Origin of the sequence: Streptosporangium sp. NPDC050855, from assembly GCF_044456585.1 — a bacterium.
Classification (GTDB): Bacteria; Actinomycetota; Actinomycetes; order Streptosporangiales; family Streptosporangiaceae; genus Streptosporangium; species Streptosporangium longisporum.
Map to the genome: position 1 here is coordinate 839,852 of NZ_JBITFY010000001.1, position 22,969 is coordinate 862,820.

The 22,969-nt window shown below is 70.9% G+C and carries 16 protein-coding genes; 12 read left to right on the top strand and 4 right to left on the bottom strand.

All coding sequences use genetic code 11. The annotated features are described in order from the left end of the window. Window positions 1-144 precede the first annotated feature (144 nt). Complete coding sequence (locus ACIBCT_RS03940; RefSeq protein WP_399185875.1) at window positions 145-714, top strand: hypothetical protein; 570 nt, start codon at window positions 145-147, stop codon at window positions 712-714. 68 nt (window positions 715-782) lie between these two features. On the opposite strand, the gene ACIBCT_RS03945 is transcribed toward ACIBCT_RS03940, so the two are convergent. Next, window positions 783-2,801, bottom strand: a complete 2,019-nt coding sequence (locus ACIBCT_RS03945; protein ID WP_399185876.1) for a beta-galactosidase — start codon at window positions 2,799-2,801, stop codon at window positions 783-785. Window positions 2,802-2,993: 192 nt separating this feature from the next. Here ACIBCT_RS03945 and ACIBCT_RS03950 point away from each other — a divergent pair, with 192 nt between their 5' ends. The 8 genes from ACIBCT_RS03950 (at window position 2,994) to ACIBCT_RS03985 (ending at window position 13,785) form a co-directional block, all read left to right on the top strand. Beyond that, the gene (locus ACIBCT_RS03950; RefSeq protein WP_399185877.1) at window positions 2,994-5,282 is read left to right on the top strand and encodes a TIM-barrel domain-containing protein; all 2,289 of its coding nucleotides are present in this window, start codon (window positions 2,994-2,996) and stop codon (window positions 5,280-5,282) included. A 10-nt stretch (window positions 5,283-5,292) separates the two neighbouring features. Continuing rightward, the gene (locus ACIBCT_RS03955) at window positions 5,293-6,597 is read left to right on the top strand and encodes an ABC transporter substrate-binding protein (protein ID WP_399185878.1); all 1,305 of its coding nucleotides are present in this window, start codon (window positions 5,293-5,295) and stop codon (window positions 6,595-6,597) included. A gap of 107 nt (window positions 6,598-6,704) precedes the next feature. Next, window positions 6,705-7,583, top strand: a complete 879-nt coding sequence (locus ACIBCT_RS03960) for a carbohydrate ABC transporter permease (protein WP_399185879.1) — start codon at window positions 6,705-6,707, stop codon at window positions 7,581-7,583. Further along, entirely contained in the window at window positions 7,580-8,395 is an 816-nt protein-coding gene (locus ACIBCT_RS03965; RefSeq protein ID WP_399185880.1) for a carbohydrate ABC transporter permease, read from the top strand. Before ACIBCT_RS03960 ends, ACIBCT_RS03965 begins: the two co-directional genes overlap by 4 nt. Window positions 8,396-8,616: 221 nt before the next feature. Continuing rightward, on the top strand, window positions 8,617-11,544 hold the full coding sequence (locus tag ACIBCT_RS03970; RefSeq protein ID WP_399185881.1) for a glycoside hydrolase family 3 C-terminal domain-containing protein: 2,928 nt from the start codon (window positions 8,617-8,619) through the stop codon (window positions 11,542-11,544). A gap of 200 nt (window positions 11,545-11,744) precedes the next feature. Then, entirely contained in the window at window positions 11,745-12,611 is an 867-nt protein-coding gene (locus tag ACIBCT_RS03975; RefSeq protein WP_399185882.1) for an aldo/keto reductase, read from the top strand. A 320-nt stretch (window positions 12,612-12,931) separates the two neighbouring features. Continuing rightward, entirely contained in the window at window positions 12,932-13,387 is a 456-nt protein-coding gene (locus ACIBCT_RS03980) for an Hsp20/alpha crystallin family protein (RefSeq protein WP_399185883.1), read from the top strand. An 86-nt stretch (window positions 13,388-13,473) separates the two neighbouring features. Continuing rightward, the gene (locus ACIBCT_RS03985; RefSeq protein WP_399185884.1) at window positions 13,474-13,785 is read left to right on the top strand and encodes a helix-turn-helix domain-containing protein; all 312 of its coding nucleotides are present in this window, start codon (window positions 13,474-13,476) and stop codon (window positions 13,783-13,785) included. Between the two features lie 154 nt (window positions 13,786-13,939). Here the strand turns inward: ACIBCT_RS03985 and ACIBCT_RS03990 are convergent, their stop codons facing one another. Genes ACIBCT_RS03990 through ACIBCT_RS04000 form a run of 3 tightly spaced genes read right to left on the bottom strand, consistent with a single transcriptional unit; the run spans window position 13,940 to window position 17,548 of the window. Next, a complete protein-coding gene (locus ACIBCT_RS03990) occupies window positions 13,940-14,839 on the bottom strand; it encodes a carbohydrate ABC transporter permease (protein WP_399185885.1) in 900 nt (299 codons plus the stop codon). Next, complete coding sequence (locus tag ACIBCT_RS03995; protein ID WP_399185886.1) at window positions 14,836-15,858, bottom strand: ABC transporter permease; 1,023 nt, start codon at window positions 15,856-15,858, stop codon at window positions 14,836-14,838. The genes ACIBCT_RS03990 and ACIBCT_RS03995 overlap by 4 nt, the downstream gene beginning before the upstream one ends. Then, the gene (locus ACIBCT_RS04000) at window positions 15,851-17,548 is read right to left on the bottom strand and encodes an extracellular solute-binding protein (protein WP_399185887.1); all 1,698 of its coding nucleotides are present in this window, start codon (window positions 17,546-17,548) and stop codon (window positions 15,851-15,853) included. The genes ACIBCT_RS03995 and ACIBCT_RS04000 overlap by 8 nt, the downstream gene beginning before the upstream one ends. A 212-nt stretch (window positions 17,549-17,760) precedes the next feature. Here ACIBCT_RS04000 and ACIBCT_RS04005 point away from each other — a divergent pair, with 212 nt between their 5' ends. From ACIBCT_RS04005 to ACIBCT_RS04015, 3 genes are all read left to right on the top strand, one after another. Beyond that, window positions 17,761-18,966, top strand: a complete 1,206-nt coding sequence (locus tag ACIBCT_RS04005) for an ROK family protein (protein ID WP_399185888.1) — start codon at window positions 17,761-17,763, stop codon at window positions 18,964-18,966. Window positions 18,967-19,147: 181 nt separating this feature from the next. Continuing rightward, window positions 19,148-21,958, top strand: coding sequence for a glycoside hydrolase family 3 C-terminal domain-containing protein (locus ACIBCT_RS04010; RefSeq protein ID WP_399185889.1), 2,811 nt, complete (start codon window positions 19,148-19,150; stop codon window positions 21,956-21,958). Further along, window positions 21,955-22,959, top strand: coding sequence for a LacI family DNA-binding transcriptional regulator (locus ACIBCT_RS04015; RefSeq protein WP_399185890.1), 1,005 nt, complete (start codon window positions 21,955-21,957; stop codon window positions 22,957-22,959). The genes ACIBCT_RS04010 and ACIBCT_RS04015 overlap by 4 nt, the downstream gene beginning before the upstream one ends. Window positions 22,960-22,969 lie beyond the last annotated feature (10 nt).

Here is a 22,969-nt window from a genome sequence, read left to right on the forward strand (position 1 = left end):
GTCACCGCACGGCCCGCCACGCGGGCTCGCGGGGTGGATCACCACGCAGGCGGACGCGCGCTCAGCCTGCAGGCGGACGACGGGCGCCGTCGTGACGGCCGACCATGGAGCCTGCTCACCACAGGCTCTCGTAAGGACACGAACATGCTCAAGAAGTCTCTGCCGGCCGCGCTGGCGGCGGCCCTCGCCGCTCTCACCCTGGCCCCCGCCGCCCCTGCCGCGGCCGTCGCGGAGCCCACGATCGAGGTCCGCCTCGGGCACAGCTCGACCCTGAAACAGTCGAACAGCAAGTTCACCTGCCCCGCGAACGAGGTGCTGATCGGCCGCGCGCACCGTGGCGACGAGAACGGCGACACCACGTTCCGGTGCGGGCGTATCTTCATCGACAACGTCCAGGTCACGGTGCTCAAGCTGGACTTCTGGGGCACCGTGAAGGATGAGAACGAGCACGACTACCGTGCCCCGGAGAACCGGGCCATCGTCGGGATCCGGCACGACGGGGACGAGAACGGCGACACCGTCTACTACAGCGGTGCGCTGTACCTGCAGAGCAAGCCGGTGCAGATCCACGCCAGGCAGCTGGGGGACTGGGTCAGGGAGAACAACCACGACTCGATGGCCGGCGCCGGCCAGGTGATGACCGGCCGCAAGCACAGCGGGGACGAGAACGGCTGGACCCAGTACGAGTACGGCTGGGTCTCCTACAGCGGCTGATCGCGCAGCCGGGCGGCGATCCGTCCCGCGGGGGGACGCCGCCACCCGGTCCCGATCCCCCGCGAAGGTCAGTGCCACTCCCGGGGGCGGGAGGCGGAACGGTCGAGGTCCAGGTCGTCGTGCGTCCGTACGGCGAAGCCGCCCGGGGGGAGGGTGACGCCCTCCACCTTCTGCTCCTCGTCGCCGTGGTTGACGGCGAAGAACCAGTCGCCGCGGCGGACGAGTTCCACGGGGGCGGGGGTAAGGCCCAGCAGGCGGGCGTAGGCGTCGTCGGACAGGCGGGTGGAGACGTACAGGGCCGTGCCGGAGCCGTGGGAGTGGCGGGTGATCGCGGGCTGTCCGTCGAGGGGGGTGCCGGAGGCGTGCGGGCCGGTGTAGACGGCCAGCGCCTCGGCGCCCTCTAGGTGGACGTGCTCGCTCCAGAACGTGCCGGTCTCCCCCCGGGGACCCGGGAAGGTCGCCGTGTGGTCGTCCGGGACATCCGGGTCGTCCGGGGCGTTCAGGGCGTCGGGGGCGTCGGGGGCCGAGAGCGTGAGGGCGACGTCGGGCGGGAGGGGGTGGAACTCCTCGACCCTGATGCCGAGGAGGTCGCGGAGGGCGCCGGGGTAGCCGCCGAGGCGGACGCGGGCGTGCTCGTCGGCGACGCCGCTGAGGTAGGAGACCACGAGCGTGCCGCCGTCGGCGACGTAGCGACGCAGGTTGCCGGCGTCGGCGTCGGAGACGAGGTACAGGGCCGGGACGAGCACGAGCGGGTACGCCGACAGGTCGGCCGAGGGGTGCACCAGGTCTGCGGTGACGCCGTGCCGGTAGAGCACCCGGTGGGCCTGGCGTACCGCGTCGGTGTAGGCGATCTCGGACGATGGCAGGCCGGGCGCCTGCAGGGCCCAGTTCGCCTCGGAGTCCACCAGGATCGCGGCCCCGGCCTCGACCGGGGCGGCGCAGGCGTCCACCAGGGTCGGCAGCAGCGCGCCCAGCTCGCAGATCTCCTCGAAGATCCGTGAGTCGGGCCCGGCGTGCGGCACCATGCCCCCGTGCCAGAGCTCCGCACCGCCCCGCGAGGCCCGCCACTGGAAGAACATCGCCCCCCGCGAACCCCGTGCCACGTGCGACAGGCTCAGCCGGGTGATCTCCCCGGGGCGTTTGGCGACCATCCGGGGGCCGGTGTAGGTGACCACGGCCTGTTCCATCAGCAGCCAGGGCTTCCCGGAGGCCCAGCCCCGGGCCAGGTCGGCGGCGAACGCGGTCTCGGCCGGGGGGTCGGCCGAGGGGTAGTGGTCGATCGCCACCACGTCGACCTCGTCGGCCCAGTGCCGGTGGTTCACCGGCACCCAGTCGCCGAGGACGAAGTTCGTGGTGACCGGGATGTCCGGGGTGATGTCCCGCAGGACGGCCTTCTGGTCACGGAAGTGGTCGAGCATCGCGTCGGAGACGAACCGCCGGAAGTCGAGCACCTGGGAGGGGTTGGGCAGGTACTGGGTGGCGCGGGGCGGGGTGATCTGCTCCCAGGCCGAGTAGTGCTGGCTCCAGAACGAGGTGGTCCAGGCGTCGTTCAGCGCCTTCAGGGTGCCGTGCCGCTCCCGCAGCCAGACCCGGAAGGCGTCCGCGGCGTGGTCGCAGTGGCAGACGGTGCCGTACTCGTTGTGCACGTGCCACATGGCCAGCGCGGGATGGTCGAAGTAGCGCTCGGCGAGGGCGTCGGCGATCCGCAGGCAGGCGTCCCGGTAGGCGGGGGCGTGCACGCAGTAGGTGTCGCGGCTGCCGTGGGAAAGCCGGGTGCCGTCGGCGGTGACGGTGAGGGCGTCGGGGTGGGCCAGGCCGAACCAGGGCGGCGGCGAGGCGGTGGGGGTGGCGAGGTTGACGGCGATCCCGCCCTCGTGCAGCAGGTCGAGGACGCGGTCGAGCCAGCCGAAGTCGTGGACCCCGGGCAGGGGCTCCAGCCGGGCCCAGGAGAACACTCCGACGCTGACCAGGTTGACCCCGGCCCGCCGCATCAGCGCGACGTCCTCCTCCCAGACCTCCTCGGGCCACTGCTCGGGGTTGTAGTCCCCGCCGTAGTACAGCCCGCCGGTCCGTCCAGGCCAGTCCACGCTCGCCCCTTTGTTTGGATGCAAACTAAACTAATTATCACGGGTCACCGGTTCCGTTCAAGAGCCGGATCGCTCGTCCTCTCCGGTCCGGGCGCCCGGCGGACCGGACCGCGGGGCGTGCCCCGCCATTGACGTTTGTTGGTTTGGACGTAAAACTAATTCCGCAGCCGCACGTCGAGCTCTGGAGTTCCCATGCCCTACCGTCCCCCGCTGGTCGCGCACGAGTACTTCGTCGCGGATCCGCCGGAGCTGCCCGTCCGCTCGCACGGCGAGGAGGGACTGTCGGCGCTGATCTCGGCGGAGCCGGTGGCCTCCGACGAGGCCGGGGTGATCCTCAAGGCGGTGACCACCGCCGAGGAGACGCTCCTGGTGCAGGTCGGTGTGGCGGGCGAGGGCGTGATCCGGGTCAGGCTGGGCCAGGACGCGGACGCGCGGACCCGGTCGGCCCCGGCGATCTCCATGGTCACGCCGGGTGAGTTCGCCGGGGCCCGGGTGGAGAACCGGGACGGGACGATCCTGCTCGACGCGGGCTCGCTCCGCGCGGAGATCACCCTGTCGCCCTGGCACCTGAGGTTCACCGACGCGAGCGGGGCGCCGCTGCTGGAGCAGGACCGGGGGCACACCGACATCAGCGGCCGGCTGCGCACGCTGCCGTTCGGCCGCTCGGCCTCGGGCGGGACGGTGGCCGGCTACCACGAGAGCTTCGTGGCCGGGGCCGACGAGGCGTTCACCGGGTTCGGCGAGTCCTTCACCCGGCTCGACAAGCGTGGCCAGCGCCCCCTGATGTGGAACTTCGACGCGTTCGGCGCCGAGTCGCAGCGGGCGTACAAGAACGTGCCGTTCTACCTGTCCAGCAGGGGCTACGGCGTGCTGGTGGACAGCGGGGCGCCGGTGGAGTTCGACGTGTGCCAGACCACGCACAGCTGCGTGCAGATCGTGGTCCCGGACGACCTCATCGACTACTACGTGATCGCCGGTCCCACCCCGCCGGAGGTGCTCGGCCGGTTCGACCTGCTGACCTGCGCGCCGCAGCTCCCGCCCAAGTGGGCGTTCGGCACCTGGATCTCCTCGGGGTTCTTCGTCGACACCCAGGAGCGGGTGATGAACAGGGCGCGCACGATCCGCGAGCGCGGCATCCCCTGCGACGTGCTGCACCTGGACACCTACTGGCAGACCGACGGCCACTGGTCCGACCTGCGCTGGGACGCCGGCGGCTTCCCCGACCCCGCGGGCATGCTGGCCGAGCTGGACGCCATGGGCTTCAAGGTCTGCCTGTGGATGAACCCCTACGTCTCCCACCTCAGCCCGGCCTTCCCTGAGGCCGCCGAGAACGGATTTTTCCTGAAAAATCCGGATGGTGAGGTGTACGTCGCGGACTGCTGGCACGGCTCGTACCCGGCCTGCGGCATCGTCGACTTCACCTCGCCCGCCGCCGTCGAGTGGTTCAAGGGGCTGCTCCGCCCGCTGCTGGAGCAGGGCGTGCAGGTCTTCAAGACCGACTTCGCCGAGGGCGTGCCGCACGACGCCGTGGCGGCCAACGGCATGTCCGGCACCGACCTGCACAACGTCTACACGCTGCTGTTCAACGACGTCGTCTCGGAGGTGACCCGCGAGGTCGCCGGGCACGGCATGGTCTGGGCGCGCTCGTCGTACCTGGGCGGGCAGCGGCACGCGGCGCAGTGGAGCGGCGACACCTACACCAGCTACCCGGCCATGGCCAGCACGTTGCGCGGCGGGCTGGCGCACGGCCTGTCCGGCATCCCGTTCTGGAGCCACGACGCCGGGGGGTTCACCGGCCGTCCCACCGACGACCTGTACGTCCGCTGGACCCAGTTCGGTGCCCTGTCCCCGCTGCTGCGCCTGCACGGCACCACCAGCCGGGAGCCGTGGGAGTTCCCCGAGGTGGAGGCCGAGGCGGTGGAGGCGCTGAGGCTGCGCTACCGGCTCATGCCGTACATCTACAGCGCGGCCGTGGAGGCCGCCAGGACCGGGGCGCCGATGATGCGGGCGCTGTGCGTCGACCACCCCGACGACCCGGTGGCCTGGCAGGCCGACCTGGAGTACCTGCTCGGCCGCGACCTGCTGGTGGCGCCGATGACCTCGCCCGAGCAGGTCAGGAAGGTCTACCTGCCCGCGGGCGAGTGGGTCGACCACTGGACCGGCGAGGTGCTGACCGGCGGCCGGTACGTCACGGCCGCCACTCCGCTGGACCGCATCCCGCTGTACGCGCGGCACGGCGCGATCATCCCCGTCCTCGCCGACCCGGGCGGGACCGTCGGCGACGGGCCGTTCGGGGAGATCACCCTGGTCGCGTACGGCGTCGGACAGGGCCGCACCACCGTCTCCGACCTCGACGGGGACACCGTGATCACCTCCGTCCCGGACGGGGAGGGCCTGCGGGTGACCGTCTCGGGGAGCGCGCGGATCGCGGGCGTCGAATTCGTGGGGACCGACGTCCCGGTCGTCATCACCACCACCTAGGAGAAGAACCATGCTCAACCTGAGAGCGGGTGTCGCCGTCGTGGCGGCGGTCGTGGCGCTGGCCGCCTGCGGCGGCACCGAGCCCGCGGCGCAGTCACCCGCCGCGGACGGTCCCCGCGTCCTGAAGCTCTGGCACTACGAGGCCGCCGACAGCGCGATGGGCAAGGCCTGGACCGAGGCCGTCAAGCAGTTCGAGGCGTCCCACCCCGGGGTGACGGTGAAGTTCGAGGAGAAGGCGTTCGAGCAGATCCGCCAGTCCGCGGGCATGATCCTCAACTCGGACGAGGCCCCGGACGTGATGGAGTACAACAAGGGCAACGCCACGGCCGGGCTGCTGTCCAAGCAGGGGCTGCTCACCGACCTGACCCCCGAGGTGACCAGGCGCGGCTGGGACAAGCTGCTCAGCCCCTCGCTCCAGACCACCGCGAGGTACGACGAGCGCGGCGTCATGGGCTCGGGCAACTGGTACGGCGTCCCGAACTACGCCGAGTACGTGATGGTCTACTACAACAAGGACGCCTTCAAGAAGGCGGGCGTCGAGGTGCCCACCACCTTCGAGGAGTTCATCGAGGTCCTCGACACGTTCGCGAAGAAGGGCACCACCCCCATCGCGATGGGCGGCGCCGAGTACCCCGCGCAGCACATCTTCTACCAGCTCGCGCTGAGCAAGGCGCAGCGGCCCTGGGTGGACGCCTTCCAGCTCTACAAGGGCAAGGTCGACTTCAAGGGGCCGGAGTTCACCTACGCGGCCGACACCTTCGCCGACTGGGTGAAGAAGGGCTACATCGGCAAGGACTCCGCCGCGGTCAAGGCCGAGGACATGGGCGTGTCCTTCATCGGCGGCAAGCACCCGATCCTGATCTCCGGCAGCTGGTGGTACGGCCGCTTCGTCAGCGACGTCAAGGACTTCGAGTGGGGCTCGTTCCTCTGGCCGGGCGGCACGATGAGCGCCGGGTCCAGCGGCAACGTCTGGGTCGTCCCCGAGAACGCCAAGAACAAGGACCTCGCCTACGACTTCATCGACATCACGATGAAGAAGGAGATCCAGAACCTGCTGGGCAACTCCGGCGGCATCCCGGTGGCGGCCGACACGGCCGCGATCACCGACGCCAAGAGCAAGGAGCTGATCGAGAACTTCAACACGCTCTCGTCCTCCGACCGGCTGGCGTTCTACCCGGACTGGCCGGCCCCCGGCTACTACGACGTGCTCGTGTCCGGGCTGCAGAACCTCGTCAACGGGTCCAAGTCCTCCGCCGAGGTCCTGGACGAGCTCGCCGCGCCGTACCAGGAGAACCTCGCCGACCTCGGCAACTGAGCACGCCCCCGACCGCGTGGCCCGGCCACGACCGAGCACGACCGGCCCGCGCGGCCCGGCGACGTACGGGGTCCCGTACGTGTGGAGACACAGAGAGGAGACCTCCGATGCAGAGGTCTCGTGACCGCGGGTACCTGGTGTTCCTGCTGCCCGGTGCCCTGCTGTTCACCGCGGTCGTCGCGGTGCCGTTCCTGATGAACGTCGGGATCGGCTTCACCCGGTGGCAGGGGATCGGCGATCCCCGGTGGATCGGGCTGGACAACTACTCCCGGCTGCTGGCCGACGCGCGGTTCTGGACCTCCTTCCGCAACAACGTCGCGCTGATCGTCGCGATGGCGATCGTCCCGACGATCGTCGGGCTGGTCCTGGCGGCCACGCTCTTCGACCACGTGGGCAGGAGGTTCGGCCCCCGCACGGCCGGGGCGCTGCGGGCCGCGTACTACCTGCCGCAGGTGCTGCCGGTCGCGGTCGCCGGCATCGTCTGGGGCTGGATCATGCACCCGCGCTTCGGGGCGCTGAACGAGTTCCTCGCCCTGCTGGGGATGGAGCCGAGGAACTGGCTCGGCGACCCGGACTGGGCGCTGCCGAGCGTCATGGCCATCATGGTGTGGTTCCAGATCGGCTACCCGGTGGTCATCTTCATGGCCGGGCTGCAGCGGGTGGACCCCGCGCTGTACGAGGCCGCGGAGATGGACGGCGCGTCGTGGTGGCGGCGGTTCTGGCACATCACGATCCCGCAGATCCGGCCGGAGATCTACGTGGTCCTGCTGACCTGCACGATCGCCGCCCTCAAGGTCTTCGGGCCGATCTTCGTGCTGACCCGGGGCGGCCCGGGCGGGGCCACGCTGGTGCCGTCCTACTTCAGCTACCAGAACTTCTTCGAGAAGGCCAACGTCGGATACGGCTCGGCGATCGCCACCGTGCTCACCCTGGTGATCATCGTGGTGACGGTGTTGTTCCTCCGGGTTCAGGACAGGGAAGCATGATCCGGAAATACTCGGTCCTGGCCGCGCTGGTCGTGCTGGCCGTCGTGATGCTGGTGCCGTTCGCCATCGTCACGCTCAACGCGGTGAAGTCCCCGGCCGAATACTCCGCGGGCGGCCCGCTGAGCCTGCCCGGCTCGCTGTACCTCGACGGGATCGTCGAGTTCTGGAACCGGGTCGACTTCGGCGGCAAGCTCTGGAACAGCCTGCTGATCAGCGGCTCGGTGGCCGTGCTGGCCACCGTGCTGTCGGTGTTCAACGCGTACGCGATCGGCATCGGCAGGGTGCGCGGCCGGATGTGGATCCTGGTGCTGTTCCTGGTGGCCAACACGCTCCCGCAGGAGGCGCTGGTCTACCCGCTGTACTACCTGTCCAAGCAGGTGGGCCTGTACGACACCCGGCTCGGGATGATCATCATCTTCACGGTGATCCAGAGCGCGTTCGGCACCTACCTGCTCTCCTCGGTGCTCGGCCGCTTCCCGCGCGAGATCCTGGAGGCCGCGGCCCTGGACGGGGCGGGCAAGTGGCGGGCCCTGTGGCGGGTCGTCGTGCCGATCAGCTCACCGACGCTGAGCGTGCTGCTCGTCTTCTTCTTCATCTGGACCTGGAACGAGTTCTTCCTGCCGCTGATCTTCCTCATCTCCAACGAGAACCAGACCGTCCCGGTCGCGCTGGGCGTCCTGCAGGGGGACAAGATGATGGACGCGACGATGTCCAGCGCCTCGGCGCTGCTCGGCATCCTCCCGGCCGTCGTCTTCTTCCTCATCTTCCAGCGCACCCTGACCCGCGGCGTGACCGTGGGCGCCGTGAAGTGACCCCGCGCTTTCCGCGGCCTTCCCGATCCTCGAAGGCCCCGATCCGTGAAAGCCCCGATCCTCGAAAGGCCCCGGGCCCGCAGAAGCCCTCCCCGGACCCGAAGGGCCTTTTCGGCCCCGTGAGAAGCCCTCCCGACCCCTACCGGGCCCTCCCGGCCCATGTGAGCCTCCCGGCCCATGCGAGCCCTCCCCCCTTCGACTCCCCCTGACCTGGAGGCGAAATGTCCCTGTCGACCAAGGCCGTCGCGGCCGTCGCCGCGGCGGCCCTGACCCTGGGGCTGTGCGCGGCACCCGCCCGCGCGGCCTACGAGCACCCCTTCCGTGACCCCTCGCTCCCGCTGTCCCAGCGCGTGGACGACCTCCTCGGCCGCCTGACCCGGGCCGAGAAGATCTCCTGGCTCCACCAGTACCAGCCGGCCGTGGAGCGGCTCGGCATCGGGCTGTTCAAGACCGGCACCGAGGCGCTGCACGGCGTCGCCTGGTCCACCGACATCGACGACGGCGGCAACGTGGTGACCGCCAAGGGCACGGTCTTCCCGCAGGCCGTGGGCCTGGCCAGCACCTGGGACCCGGCCCTGATCAAGAAGGTCGGCACGGCCGTCGGCGAGGAGGCCAGGGGCTACCACTCCGAGAACCCCCGCGTGTGGGGCCTGCAGCTGTGGGCGCCCGTGGTCAACCTGCTCCGCGACCCCCGCTGGGGCCGCAACGAGGAGGGCTACTCCGAGGACCCGCTGCTCACCGGCGCGATCTCCACCGCGTACGGCTCGGGCATCCAGGGCGACGACCCCGACCACCTGCGGGCGGCGCCGGTGCTCAAGCACTTCATGGCCAACAACAACGAGATCCGCCGCGACACGACCTCCTCCAGCCTGCGCCCGCGCGTGCTCAACGAGTACGAGATCCCGGCCTTCAGGACGGCGCTGGAGGCCGGGGCGGCCACCGGCGTCATGACGGCCTACAACCTGGTCAACGGGCGGCCCGCCACGGTCACCGACCTCACCTCAACGGTCGACACCTGGAGCGACCGGCGGCTGTTCAACGTCTCCGACGCCGGAGGCCCGAACAACCTCGTCGGCTCCCAGCGCTACTTCGCCACCCGGGCCGAGGCCGCCGCCGCCATCGTCAAGGCGGGGGTGTCGAGCTTCACCGTCGACAACACCGACGGGGCCCCGACGGCGGCCGCGGTCGGCGAGGCGCTCGCGCAGGGACTGCTCACCGAGGCCGACCTCGACGAGGCCGTCCGCGACATCCTGCACATCCGGTTCCGGCTCGGCGAGTTCGACCCGGACGGGGGACCGTACGGGAAGATCACCAAGGAGGTGGTCGACAGCCCGGCGCACCGCGCGCTGGCCCGGAGGACCGCCGCCGAGGCGGCGGTGCTGCTGAAGAACTCCTCCGCGGCGCTGCCGATCTCCCCCGGCAAGAAGGTCGCGGTGGTCGGCCCGCTGGCCGACACCCTCTACACCGACTGGTACTCGGGCTCGCTCCCGTACCGCGTCACCCCGCTCGACGGCATCAGGAAGCGGGCCGCGAGCACCGTCTCGGCCGAGGGCGTCGACCGGATCGCCCTGAAGTCCGGCGGCAGGTACCTCACCGCGGGCACCGGCGCGGGCGCCGACCTGAGGCTCTCGTCCACCACGGCCGGGGCCACCGAGCAGTTCGACGTCTTCGACTGGGGACAGGGCGTCGTCACCCTGCGCAGCGTCGCCAACGGCAGGTACGTCAGCCGGGCGAACTGGTCCACCCTGGTCAACAGCCAGGAGCAGCCCACCGGCTGGTTCGTGCAGGAGCAGTTCAAGCTGGAGGCCCAGGCCGACGGCACGACGCTGCTGCGCTACGCCGGGTACGAGACCGCCCAGGACTGGTTCGGCCCGAACGTCTACGTCAAGGCCGCCGCCGACGGCACGCTCTCGCTGAGCGTCGCCGCGGACGCCACCCGCTTCGAGACCGAGACCGTGCGCAGCGGCGTCGACGAGGCCGTCGCGGCGGCGAAGAAGGCCGACGTCGCGGTGGTCGTGGTCGGCAGCATGCCGTTCATCAACGGCCGCGAGGACCACGACCGGACCGACCTCGGCCTCGCCGAGGGACAGCGCGAGCTCGTCGAGGCGGTCCACGCCGCCAACCCGAACACGGTCGTGATCCTGGAGAACAGCTACCCGACCACGATCGACGCCCTCCAGCGGAAGGTCCCGGCGATCCTGTGGACCACCCACGCCGGAGCCGAGACCGGTCACGCCCTGGCCGATCTGCTCTACGGCGACGCCAACCCGGCCGGCCGGCTCACCCAGACCTGGCCGAAGGAGAGCACGCCCCTGCCCGACATCCTCGACTACGACATCATCAAGACCCGCGCGACCTACCTGTACTCCACGGCCGACCCGCTGTACGCCTTCGGGCACGGCCTGAGCTACACCACCTTCGGCTACCAGGGCCTCAAGGTCGTCCCCCGGGGCGACGGGCACGAGGTGAGCGTCCGGGTGACCAACACCGGCACCCGGGCGGGTGACGAGGTCGTGCAGCTCTACACCCACCAGCACGCCTCCCGGGTGGAGCAGCCCGTCAAGCAGCTGCGCGGCTTCCAGCGGGTGCACCTGGCCCCCGGACAGACCAGGACCGTGACGTTCCCGCTCAGGACCGCCGACCTGGCCCTGTGGGACGTGACGCGGGGCCGCTTCGCCGTGGAGACCTCCACCCACGACGTCATGGTCGGCTCGTCGTCGGAGAGGATCCGGCAGCGGGCGACCGTACGGGTGACGGGCGAGCGCATCGGTGCCCGCGACCTCACCCGCGTCACCCGCGCCGCCGACTTCGACGACCACTCCGGGGCCGAGCTGGTCGACGAGACCAAGGTGCGCGGCGACGCGGTCGCGGCCTCGGCGGGGGAGTGGATCTCCTTCGAGGACGTGGACTCCGGCTCCGGGGTCACCGGCGTCCGGCTCGGGGTCGCGGCCACCGCGGCCTCCTCGGTCGAGGTCCGCCTCGGCTCGCCGACCGGCACCCTCGCCGGGACCGTGCCGGTGACCGCCACCGGCGGCGTGTACTCCTGGGCGACCGCGCAGGCCCCCGTCCAGGGCGTGCGGGGCCGCCAGGACGTCTACCTGGTCCTCAAGGGGGGACTGCGGATCAGGGACGTCACCTTCACCCGCTGACCGCCGGCGCGTCCCGGGTGCGGCCCGTTCTCCCGTCCCGGCGGGGGAGCGGGCCGCACCCGTCCCGGGGCCGGATGACCAGGGGTCCCGGGGGTAAGGGGGACGGCACGAGATCCCGCAGGGATGTCTCGGGTCACCGATCCGGCGGGACGCGCCGGATCGTCGCGGCCCGCCTGTTGCCTGGTTCTGGGAGGACGACCATGACGACCACTACCCGCCCCGCAGAGGCGTCCGGCCGGTTCGCCATCGGGGGCGACCTCAACGTCAACCGTCTGGGTTTCGGCAGCATGCAGCTCACCGGCGAGGGGGTGTGGGGGGAGCCGCGCGACCCGGAGGAGGCCGTCCGGGTCCTGCGCCGGGCCGTCGAGCTGGGCGTGACCCTCATCGACACCGCCGACTCCTACGGCCCGTTCGTGGCCGAGCGGCTCATCAGGAAGGCGCTGCACCCCTACCCCGACGAGCTGGTCATCGCGACCAAGGCGGGGCTGACCCGGCAGGGGCCCGGCCGGTGGCGTCCGGTCGGCCGTCCGGAGTACCTGCGCCAGCAGGCCGAGCTGAGCCTGCGCCACCTCGGCGTGGAACGGATCGACCTGTTCCAACTGCACCGCATCGACCCCGCGGTGCCGGTCGCCGACCAGGTCGGGGAGCTCGCGCTCCTGCAGCAGGAGGGCAAGATCCGTCACATCGGTCTCAGCGAGGTGAGCGTCGAGGAGGTCGAGGAGGCGGGCAGGTCGGCGAGGATCGTCTCGGTGCAGAACCTCTACAACCTCGCGCACCGCGACGCCGAGCCGCTGCTGGAGTACTGCGAGGCCAACGGCGTCGCCTTCATCCCCTGGTTCCCGCTGGCGACCGGCAGGCTGGCCGAGGCGGGCGGCCCGCTCGCCGAGGCGGCCGCCGGTCACGGGGCCTCGCCCTCGCAGCTCGCGCTGGCCTGGCTGCTGCGGCGCTCGCCGGTGATGCTGCCCATCCCGGGCACCTCGACGGTCGCGCACCTGGAGGACAACGTCACCGCCGCGACCGTCACGCTGACCGACGAGCAGTTCGAGGCGCTGTCCAAGGGGGCCTGACCCCCGGCCGCTTCCCGGCCGCTTCCCGCTCCCTGCCCCGCTTCCCGTTCCCCGCCCCTGTCCTCGCCCGTGCCCCTGCCCCTGCCCTGACCCGGCTCGGCCGGGCCTGCTTCGTGAGCCCGCCCGGTTCCCTCGGGAGCCGGGCGGGCTCATCCTTTCCGCAGGTAGAAGCCGTCGTCGATGCTCACCCTGCGCCATCCCTGAAAAATCTTGATGAGATGACTTGCAACCTCGGCTGCCGATAACCTATAAATGAAGTAACAAGTTTCCGAGAAGGCAGGCTTGAGGAAACCTGCCAGGTTCACCGGAGGTGGTTACCGATGCTGCTCACGTCGATCGACCCGTTCGTGCAGGAGTTCGACCGCCGCTTCGACCGGCTCGCCCGCCAGGCCTTCGGCGGGTCCGAGGGCGCCGCGCGCGGGGCCATGCCGCTCGACGGGGTCCGCCGCAAGGACGACGTCCTGCTCAAGTTCGACCTGCCGGGCATCGACCCCGACTCCATCGAGGTGACCGTCGACCGGGGCGTGCTCACGGTGAGCGCCGGCCGCGAGGAGGAGTACGGCGAGGACGACCGCCTGTTCGTCCGCGAGCGCCCGATGGGCACCTTCACCCGGCGCGTCTACCTCTCCGAGCACCTCGACGCCGACAAGGTCGACGCGGCCTACTCCAACGGGGTGCTGGCGGTGCGCATCCCGGTCATCGAGCGGGCCAAGCCCCGCAAGGTCGAGATCCAGAAGGCCGAGAACGTGTCCGAGCAGAAGTCGATCAAGTCCTGAGGGCACTGGGCCTGAACGTGGAACCGGGCAGGGTGGACGGCCGGAACCCTCCGGCCCCACCCTTCCGCGTTTCAAGAGAGGGAACCATGATGGCCCGCCTGCCCTTCGACGACGAGCACGCCCCCCTTTACTCGGTCGGCCAGGTCGCCGACATGCTCAACGTCGAGCAGGCATTCCTGCGTCGTCTCGACGAGCACGATGTGGTCCGCCCCGCCCGTTCCAGCGGCGGCCAGCGCCGCTACACCCGTCACGAGATCGGTGATCTCCAGGACGCCATCCGGCTGGTCGGCGAGGGCATGACGCTCGCCGCGATCCGCCGGATCTTCGCGCTCCAGCAGCAGGTCCGCGAGCTGGAGGAGGAACTGGCCAGGGAGCGGGAGGCACGCTCGGGGGGTTGACCCGGGGCCCGGCCACGTGCCGGGCCCACCCGGTCCCCGGGTTGTGACCGGCCGGGAAACGCGTGCGGGGCCCGCCATGATCCGCCCGCCGGGACCCGCCCGTCAGGGAGCGTCGGTCAAGGCCGGTCCGAGAGGCCCGTTCGACGAAAGCCGCTCAGCCCTTGATGGCCCCGATGATCACTCCCTTGGTGAGGTGCCGCTGGACGAACGGGTAGACGAACAGGATCGGCAGCAGCGCGACCACGACGATGGCCATCTGGATCGCCAGGCTCGGCGGCAGCGACTGGCCCGGGACCGTGCCGACGCCGGACTGGCCGACGACCAGGGACTGGCCCTGCAGCACGTACTGCCGCAGCACCACCTGCAGCGGCCACTTGGCGTTGTCGTTCAGGTAGAGGACGGCGTTGAAGAACGAGTTCCAGTAGCCGACCGCGTAGAACAGCCCGATGACCGCGGTGACGCCCTTGGACATGGGCAGCACGATCTTCCGCAGGATGCTGAACTCGCTCGCGCCGTCGATGCGGGCGCTGTCGGAGACCTCCTCGGGGATGTTCATGAAGAACGCCCGCATCACCACCAGGTTGAAGGCGGTGACCGCGCCGGGCAGGATCAGCGCCCAGTACGTGTCGATCAGCCCCAGCGAGCTGACCAGCAGGTAGTTGGGGATCAGGCCCGGGCCGAACAGGAACGTCAGCAGCACCAGGAACAGCAGCGGCCGGTGCAGCAGCGAGCCGGGCCGCGACAGCCCGTAGGCGGCCAGCACGGTCACGGTCAGGCTGATCGCCGTGCCGACGAGGGTCACGCCCAGGCTGACCCCGACCGACCGCGTCACCACGCCACCGGCGAACAGCTCCCGGTACGCGGCCAGCGAGAGCCCGCTCGGCTTGATGACCAGGCCGCCGGAGGCGGTCACCGCCTCCTGGGTGGACAGGCTGGTCAGCACGACCATGTAGATCGGGAAGAGCACCGAGGCGACGATGAGCGTCAGCAGGAGCCCCTTGAGGAGCCCGCCGACGCGGCTGGGCCGCTCGGCCCAGGGAGGAAGAGTCGTCATGATCGTTTGTAGATTCCCTGCTCGCCGAATCGGTGGGCGACCTTGTTGGCCACCAGGATCAGGATCAGTCCCACCAGCCCCTTCACCAGGCCGGCCGCGGCGCCGTAGCTCCACTCGCCGGTCAGCAGCGTGCGCCAGTACACGAAGGTGTCCAGCACCTCGGCCGCGTCCCGGCCGACCGCGTCGCGCTGCAGGAAGAACTGCTCGAAGCCGACGTTGAGCGCCTCGCCCAGGCGCAGGATCAGCAGCAGCACGATGACCGGGCGCAGGCCGGGCAGGGTGATGTGCCACATGCGCCGCCAGCGGCTCGCGCCGTCCACGGCCGCGGCCTCGTACAGGTTCTGGTTGATCGCGGCCAGCGCGGCCAGGAAGATGATCGTCCCCCAGCCGGCGTCCTTCCAGATCGTCTCCGCCGTGACCAGTGCGATGAAGGTGTCCGGGTTGGTCATCAGGTCGACGCCGTCGTAGCCGTTGTCGCGCAGCGTCTGGGACAGCAGGCCCGCCCCGCCGAACATCTGCTGGAAGAGCGTGACCACCAGCACCCACGAGAAGAAGTGCGGCATGTAGACGATGCCCTGGATGAACAGGCGCAGCCGGGGCCGCACCACGCTGTCCAGCAGGATGGCCAGCATGATCGGCACCGGGAAGTAGAAGATCAGCTGGAACGTGGTGATCGACAGGGTGTTGATCGTCGCGTCCCAGAAGCTGTCGTCGAACATCAGCCACTGGAAGTTGGTGAACCCCACCCAAGGGCTCTCGGCGACGCCCACGTACGGCGAGTAGTCCTGGAACGCGATCACGTTGCCGAGCAGCGGGACGTAGTGGAAGACGATCAGCAGGCCGACGGCGGGGAACGCCATCAGCAGCAGCTGCCAGTCACGTTTCAGCCGCGAGCGGAGCGGTTGCGGGCGCGTCCGTCTTGTCCTCGGGCCCCTTTTACGGACATCCTTGGAGGTGCCGGTGCCGGCGGGTGAGGTCAGGTCACCCGCCGGCCCGGTCTTCGTGTCGTCCCTAAGCACGGCCGTTTTCCTGCAGGACCTTCATGTAGAAGTCGCGGCCCTCGTTCCCGCCGTCCCGCTGCCACTCGGCGACGATCTGCTTGACGTCGCTCACCGGGCGACGTCCGCGCATGATGTCGGTGAACTTGTCCTCGGTGGGCACCTGCAGGCCCGAGAGCTTCGACGGCCGCTGGATCCTGATCCCGTCGAAGGGGCCCTTCTCCAGGAAGGGGAAGGACGCGTTCTGCCACTCGACGTTGGCCTTGACCGCGTCAGGCCAGATCCAGTCCACGTACAGCGGGCGCCCGCCGAGGAAGCCGTAGGTGTAGGCGACCTCCTTGCGGCCCAGGTCGGTCGACTGCGGCACGTTCTTGTCGTCCCGGGTGAAGTGCTTGCCCTCCACGCCGAAGTTGGCCAGCTCGTACTCCTTGGTGCCGTACGGCGCCGCGCACCAGTTGAGGATGGAGAGGATCTCCGCCACCTTCTCCTTGGGCAGGCCCTTCTTCACGAAGGTGAAGATGCCGGCCGCGGTGCCGTGGTGCATGAGCGGCTTGCCGCCGTCGTGCGCGAAGACCGGGAAGGCGCCGATGTCGAAGGCGGGGTTCTTGGCGCGGTGCTGCTGCAGCAGTTCCTTCCAGGCGCCCAGGCCGTCGCGGTAGACGAGGATCTGCCCGGCCCCGATCAGGTCCTTTTCGTTGGAGCCCTTGCTGCTGACGACGCTGGGGTGGACCAGCCCGGCCTTGAAGACCTTCTGCATGAACTCCAGCATCAGCACGTACTCGGGCGTCTCGTACTTGTGCACGAGCTTGCCGCCCTCGTAGCGCCACTCCTGCGGGACGCGGAAGGTCGGCCACATCATCTCGTGGATGCTGCCGAACGCCCAGCGCTTGGCCTTGGCGTCGGTGATCTCCTTGCCCAGCTCGAACAGCTCGTCGGCGGACTTGGGGTTGGCGTTCCAGCCCTTGTCCTCGAAGATGTCCTTGCGGTAGAGCAGCGCGATCGGGTACGGCTCGGTCGGGAACGGCACCGCCATCAGCTTGTCGTTCCACACCGACCACTGCCACGCGGCCGTGGGCAGGTTGGCCAGCAGCGCGTACGGCTTGACCTTGTCGCCCTGCAGGTAGGGGGTCAGGTCCTCGAACGCCCGGTCGACGGCGGTGTTGAAGTCCGCCATCTTCTCGATCTCCCAGCTCGGGATGACCATGAGGTCGGGGACGTCGCCGGAGGCCAGGCGGGCGATCGCCTTGTCGGCGTAGACGGTGCCGTCGGTGATCTGGAACTCCACGGTGGAGCCGATGTCGGCGTTGACCGCCTGGAAGTAGGAGTTCTCCGACAGGCCGGGAGGGGGCGGGCCCCACAGCGGGGTCATGGCCTTGTACGTGCCGCCCTTGCCGGCCTTCTGGGTGAGCGCGGGGGCGGGGTCGGCCGGGTAGGAGGTGAAGCCGCCGCTGACGTCGGGGACGCCGGGCAGCGTGGAGACCGTGCCGGGCAGGTCGGGCTTGACGCCGGGGAAGGCGGTGTAGGTGGGGGTGAGGGTCGTCAGCTTGTCCGCCGCGGCGGCCTTCGCCCCGCCTCCGGCGCCGGGCCGGGGCCCTGCCGGTGCCGAGCACGCGCCCAGCAGTCCGCCGCCCGCGGTCATCGCGGCGGTGAGGCCCACCAGTCCGAGAAATCCGCGGCGGCTGGTCACGGCGCCCTTGGGAAGATCCTTCACGGGGCGCTCCCTTCGTTGTTCCGGGGTGGATCGGGGGTGTCGTGGGGAGAGGGTCCGGGGTAGAATTAGTTCGTCTGTTGACCAAACAAATTAGTCGAGGGTGGCCGCCGCCACAAGGGACCGCCGATCGCGGGCCACGGTGGAGCGATCACAGATTGGTGAACGATGGGGCATGATGGGGCCAGCCTGGCCGAGCGGGAGCGGGATTCACCTTGATCACATCAACGACCGACCCGCGGCCCGCCGACTTCGCCGACGTGCGGGCCACCAACCTCGCCGTGGTGCTGAGGTTCGTGCGCGGGAACGCGCCGTGCTCGCGGGCCGACATCGCGGCCTCCACCGGTCTGAACAAGGCGACCGTCTCCAGCCTGGTCGCCGACCTGATCGACCGCCGCCTGGTCCGGGAGACCGGCCTGACCGAGAACCGGGTCGGCCGCCCCGCCACGATGCTGGTGCTCGACGGCTCGCCGTACGCGGCGATCGGCATCGAGGTCAACGTCGACTACGTCACCGCGGTCGCGGTGGACCTGTCGGGGGAGAGGCTGCTGTCGTGGCGCAGGTCCTTCCCCGGCGCGGGCGGCACGGCCGGGCAGGCCATGGCCACCGTGGCCGGGATCGTCCGCCGGGTGGTGAGCCGGATGGCCAAGCAGGAGCGCCAGGTCCTCGGGCTGACCGTGGGCGTGCCGGGCCTGATCGGGGTCGACGGCGGCGTGCGCATCGCGCCCAACCTGGGCTGGCGCGACGCCGACCTGTGCGGTGACCTCACCAAGGCCCTGCGCGACCCGGGCTTCCCGGTCCAGGTCGACAACGACGCCAACCTCGCCGCGCTGGCCGAGCACCGCTTCGGGCCGCACGCCGGGACGGCCAACCTCGTCTACCTCACCGGTGAGATCGGGGTCGGTGCCGGGATCATCCTCGACGGGCGCCTTCGCCGTGGCGGTCAGGGCTACGGCGGGGAGATCGGCCACATCCAGCTCGACCCGCTCGGGGCCGAGTGCCGCTGCGGGCGGCTGGGCTGCCTGGAGGCCGTCGCCGGGATCGGCGCCGTGCTGGAGCACGCCGCGCTCTCGCCCGCCGAGGTCGAGGTGGAACTGGACGAGGTGGTACGGCTGGCCGGCGCGGGCGATCCCCGCACGCTCGACGTGCTCGCCTCGGTCGGGCGGAACCTGGGCAAGGGGGTGGCCGTGCTGGCCAACCTGATCAACCCCGAGGTGGTCATCCTGGGCGGCTACTACGTGCCGCTCGCCCCCTGGCTGCTGCCCGCGGTCGAGGCCGAGGTGCGGAGCCGCACGATCGCGCCCGAGGCCGGGGGCTGCCGGGTGGTGGCCTCCACCCTCGGCTACGGCGCCGCCGCGCTGGGAGGCGCCGCCAGGGTCCTGGATTCGGTGGATTCGGGTCGTTTGCCCCGCATCTCTTGACCCAGCGCTCACGGAAGGGCACCCTTCAGGGAAGCTCCGTTCGAAACACGCGCGTAACGAGCAGTGAAACGCGCGGTGACGGCCGGAGTTTTCCCGGACCGATTATCGAAGCGCTTCGACAGAGGCGTTCTTCGCGCAGGCCAGTCGAAGCGCTTCGACGCTCTCAGAGGGATGGTCCCCCATGACCGAACCGTTCCGTGACCCGGATCTGCCGCTCGCCACGCGCATCGCCGACCTGCGGGACCGGCTGACCCTGGCGGAGAAGGTCGCCCTGCTGCACCAGTACCAGCCGCCGGTGGAACGGCTCGGCCTCGCCCCGTTCCGCACCGGCACCGAGGCGCTGCACGGCCTGGCCTGGCTGGGACCGGCGACGGTGTTCCCCCAGGCGGTGGGGCTGGCAAGCACCTGGGACCCGGACCTGGTCAGGCGGGTCGGCGAGGCCACCGGCGACGAGGTCGTGGCCTTCCACCGCAAGGACCCGGCCGGGGCCGGGCTCAACGTCTGGGCGCCGGTGGTCAACCCGCTGCGCGACCCGCGCTGGGGCCGTAACGAGGAGGGCTACTCCGAGGACCCCTGGCTGACCGGGGTCATGGGGGAGGCGTACGCGTCCGGCCTTCGTGGGAGCGCTCCCAAGATCCTGAAGACCGCGCCCACCCTCAAGCACTTCCTGGGCTACAACAACGAGACCGACCGCTGCGTCACCTCCAGCGACCTGCCGCCCCGGGTGCTGCACGAGTACGAGCTCCCCGCCTACCGCCCGGCCCTGGCCTCCGGTGCCGCGGTCGCCGTGATGCCCTCCTACAACCTGGTCAACGGCCGCCCGGCCCACCTCAGCCCGCTGATCGCCCAGGTGCTGCGGGCCTGGGCGCCCGACGACGTCCTGGTGGTCAGCGACGCCTACGCGCCCGCCAACCTCACCGGCCTGCAGGCCTACCACGACGACCTGCCCGAGGCGTACGCCCACGCGGTCAAGGCCGGGCTGGACAGCTTCACCCAGGACGACGACCGGCCCGAGGCCACCCTGGGCCACCTGCACGCCGCCCTGGAGCGCGGCCTGCTCACCGAGGCCGACGTGGACGCGGCCGTGGGGCACGCCCTGTCGATCCGCTTCCGGCTGGGCGAGTTCGACCCGTCCACGCCGTACGACGACATCACCGAGGAGGTCGTCAACTGCCCCGAGCACCAGGCGCTGGCCCGCGAGGCCGCCCGGCGCTCCATCGTGCTGCTGCGCAACGACGGCCTGCTGCCGCTGACGCCCGGGACGCGCAGGATCGCGGTCATCGGCCAGCTCGGCGACACGCTCATGGAGGACTGGTACTCCGGGACGCTCCCGTACGCGGTCACCGCCCGCGCCGGGCTGGCCGGGCGGTGCGAGACCGTCTTCTGCGAGGCGGTGGACCGGATCACGCTCTCGGTGGACGGCGGCCACGTCGTGGCCGACCCGGACGGCGGCCCGCTGGGCATCGCCGCCGAGCCCGGCCTGTTCGACCTGTTCGACTGGGGCGGCGGCAGCTACGCACTGCGCTCGGTGACGACCGGCCGCCACCTGTCGATCGACGACGACGGCGTGCTGGTCAACGACCAGCCGGGACCCAACGGCTGGGAGGTGCGCCAGACCTTCCGCACCGAGGAGCGCCCGCGCGGCACCGTGGCGTTCCGGCACATCTCCACCGGCCGCTACCTCGCCCTGGAGAGCGAGCCGGATGCCCGCCTGGACGGCCGTCCGGGCGGCTCCCGCTTCCGCCTGGCCGACGACGCCGACGCCGCCGCCTGGATCACCCTGGAGACGGTGGTCAGCGGGGCCGAGGCCGCCGCCGCGCTCGCCGCGACCGCGGACGTGGCCGTGGTGGTCGTGGGGGACCACCCGCTGGTCAACGGCAGGGAGACCGAGGACCGCCTCGACCTGGAACTGCCCGCGGCCCAGCAGGCCGTGGTCAGGGCCGTGCGCGAGGCCAATCCCCGGACCGTGATGGTGATCAGCAGCGGCTACCCGGTGACCTGGGAGGGCGACGACCCGCCCGCGGTGCTCTGGTCCTCGCACGGGGGCCAGGAGTACGGGCACGCGCTGGCCGAGGTGCTGTTCGGCGACGCCGACCCCGAGGGACGGCTCACCCAGACCTGGTACCGCTCGGCGTGCGAGCTGCCCGACCTGCTCGACTACGACATCATCGCCTCGGACGCGACCTACCAGTACTTCCGCGGCACCCCGCTCTACCCCTTCGGCCACGGCCTGAGCTACACCGACTTCGACTACTCCGACCTGGAGGTCGAGGTCACCGGCGGACGGCTGGTCGCCTCGGCCACCGTCGCCAACACCGGGTCCCGGCCCGGCGTGGAGGTCGTCCAGATCTACACCCGCCAGCGGCGCTCCCGGGTCAAGCAGGCGCTGCGGCGGCTGCGCGGCTTCGTCAAGGTGCGGCTCGACCCCGGCCAGAGCACCCGGATCGACTGGGACCTCGACATCCGGGAGCTGGCCTTCTGGGACGTGGTCGGGAACCGGTTCGTCGTGGAGGACGCCCCCCACAAGATCATGATCGGCCGGTCCGCGCGCGACATCCGGCTCTGCGCGTCCTTCCACGTCGAGGGCGAGCACATCGGCCCGCGCGACGCCTTCGCGGCCCCGATCCCGGCGGTGGACCACGACGAGTACGACTCGGTCTCCTTCGTGGACGCCTCCCGGGTCTCCGGCGACGCGGTGCGCTCCACCGCCGAGGGGGCGTGGATCGTGTTCCGCTCGGTGGACCTGGGCGCCGGGGCCGCCTCCTGCTCGGTCCTGGCCACCAGCGTCGAGGGCGGCGTGATCACCCTGCGCCTGGACGACCCCCTCTACGGGCCCGTCGTCGGCGACCTCCCCGTCCCCCGCGCAGGCCGCTACGACCTCACCGAGGTACGCGGCGGACTTGCGGAGGCCGAGGGAGTCCACGATCTTTATCTGGTGTTCGAGAACGCGGGGATCACCGTGGCCACGCTGAGCCTCTGCGAGGCCGCGTGAGCGAGCGGGCCGTCACCATCAGCGAGGTCGCCCGGCACGCGGGGGTGGCGGTGAGCACGGTCTCGTACGTGCTCAGCGGGAAACGCGCGATCTCGGCCGACACCCGGCGCCGGGTGCTCGACAGCGTCCGGGTGCTGGGCTACCACCCCAACGCCGGGGCGCGGGCGCTGGCCAGCAGGCGCTCCAACGTCATCGCCCTGGTGCTGCCGCTCCGGGTGGGGATGCACGTCCCGGTGCTCATGCAGTTCGCCACCTCGGTGGTCACCGAGGCCCGGCGCTACGACCACGACGTGCTGCTGCTGACCGCGGACGAGGGCTCGGACGGGTTGCGCAGGGCGGCGGCGAGCGCCCTGGTGGACGGGCTGGTCCTGATGGACGTGGAGCTCCACGACAGCCGGGTACCGCTGCTCAAGGACCTGGCCGAGCCCAGCGTGCTGATCGGGTTCCCCTCCGACTCGGCGGGCCTGACCTGTGTCGACCTCGACTTCGCGCGGGCCGGGGCGCTCTGCGTGGAGCACCTGGCCGAGCGCGGGCACCGCGAGATCGCGCTGCTCGGCGCCCCCTCGGTCGTCTACGACCGGGGCACCGGGTTCGCCCGGCGCACCCGGGAGGGGTTCGCGGTCGCCATGGCCGAGACCGGGCTGGCCGGCGTGGCCCTGCCCTGCGAGGAGGACTTCGACCGGGTCTGTGCCGCGATCACCGGCTTGCTGGAGGCCAGGCCGGGCCTGTCCGGGCTGGTCGTGCACAACGAGGCCGCGGTCAACCACGTGCTCGGGGCACTGCGCCAGAGCGGCCGGCGGGTGCCGGACGACATCGCGGTGGTGGCGATCTGCCCGGACGACATCGCGGAACGCTCCAGCCCGCCGCTGACCTCGGTGCTGATCCCGGCCGAGGAGGTGGGCCGCCAGGCGGTACGGCTGCTGATGGAGAAACTGGAGGGCCGCGCCGTCCCTGACGGCACCCTGCTCCAGCCCCGGCTGACCGTACGCGCCAGCACCTGAGAGACCGGCC

Bases quoted from the DNA above. Each gene is read 5' to 3' on its own strand.
- ACIBCT_RS03950 (WP_399185877.1), top strand. From the start codon at position 2,994: ATGCCCTACCGTCCCCCGCTGGTCGCGCACGAGTACTTCGTCGCGGAT.
- ACIBCT_RS03990 (WP_399185885.1), bottom strand. From the start codon at position 14,839: ATGACGACTCTTCCTCCCTGGGCCGAGCGGCCCAGCCGCGTCGGCGGG.
- ACIBCT_RS03975 (WP_399185882.1), top strand. From the start codon at position 11,745: ATGACGACCACTACCCGCCCCGCAGAGGCGTCCGGCCGGTTCGCCATC.
- ACIBCT_RS03955 (WP_399185878.1), top strand. From the start codon at position 5,293: ATGCTCAACCTGAGAGCGGGTGTCGCCGTCGTGGCGGCGGTCGTGGCG.
- ACIBCT_RS03965 (WP_399185880.1), top strand. From the start codon at position 7,580: ATGATCCGGAAATACTCGGTCCTGGCCGCGCTGGTCGTGCTGGCCGTC.
- ACIBCT_RS03985 (WP_399185884.1), top strand. From the start codon at position 13,474: ATGATGGCCCGCCTGCCCTTCGACGACGAGCACGCCCCCCTTTACTCG.
- ACIBCT_RS04010 (WP_399185889.1), top strand. From the start codon at position 19,148: ATGACCGAACCGTTCCGTGACCCGGATCTGCCGCTCGCCACGCGCATC.
- ACIBCT_RS03940 (WP_399185875.1), top strand. From the start codon at position 145: ATGCTCAAGAAGTCTCTGCCGGCCGCGCTGGCGGCGGCCCTCGCCGCT.
- ACIBCT_RS03960 (WP_399185879.1), top strand. From the start codon at position 6,705: ATGCAGAGGTCTCGTGACCGCGGGTACCTGGTGTTCCTGCTGCCCGGT.
- ACIBCT_RS03970 (WP_399185881.1), top strand. From the start codon at position 8,617: ATGTCCCTGTCGACCAAGGCCGTCGCGGCCGTCGCCGCGGCGGCCCTG.
- ACIBCT_RS03980 (WP_399185883.1), top strand. From the start codon at position 12,932: ATGCTGCTCACGTCGATCGACCCGTTCGTGCAGGAGTTCGACCGCCGC.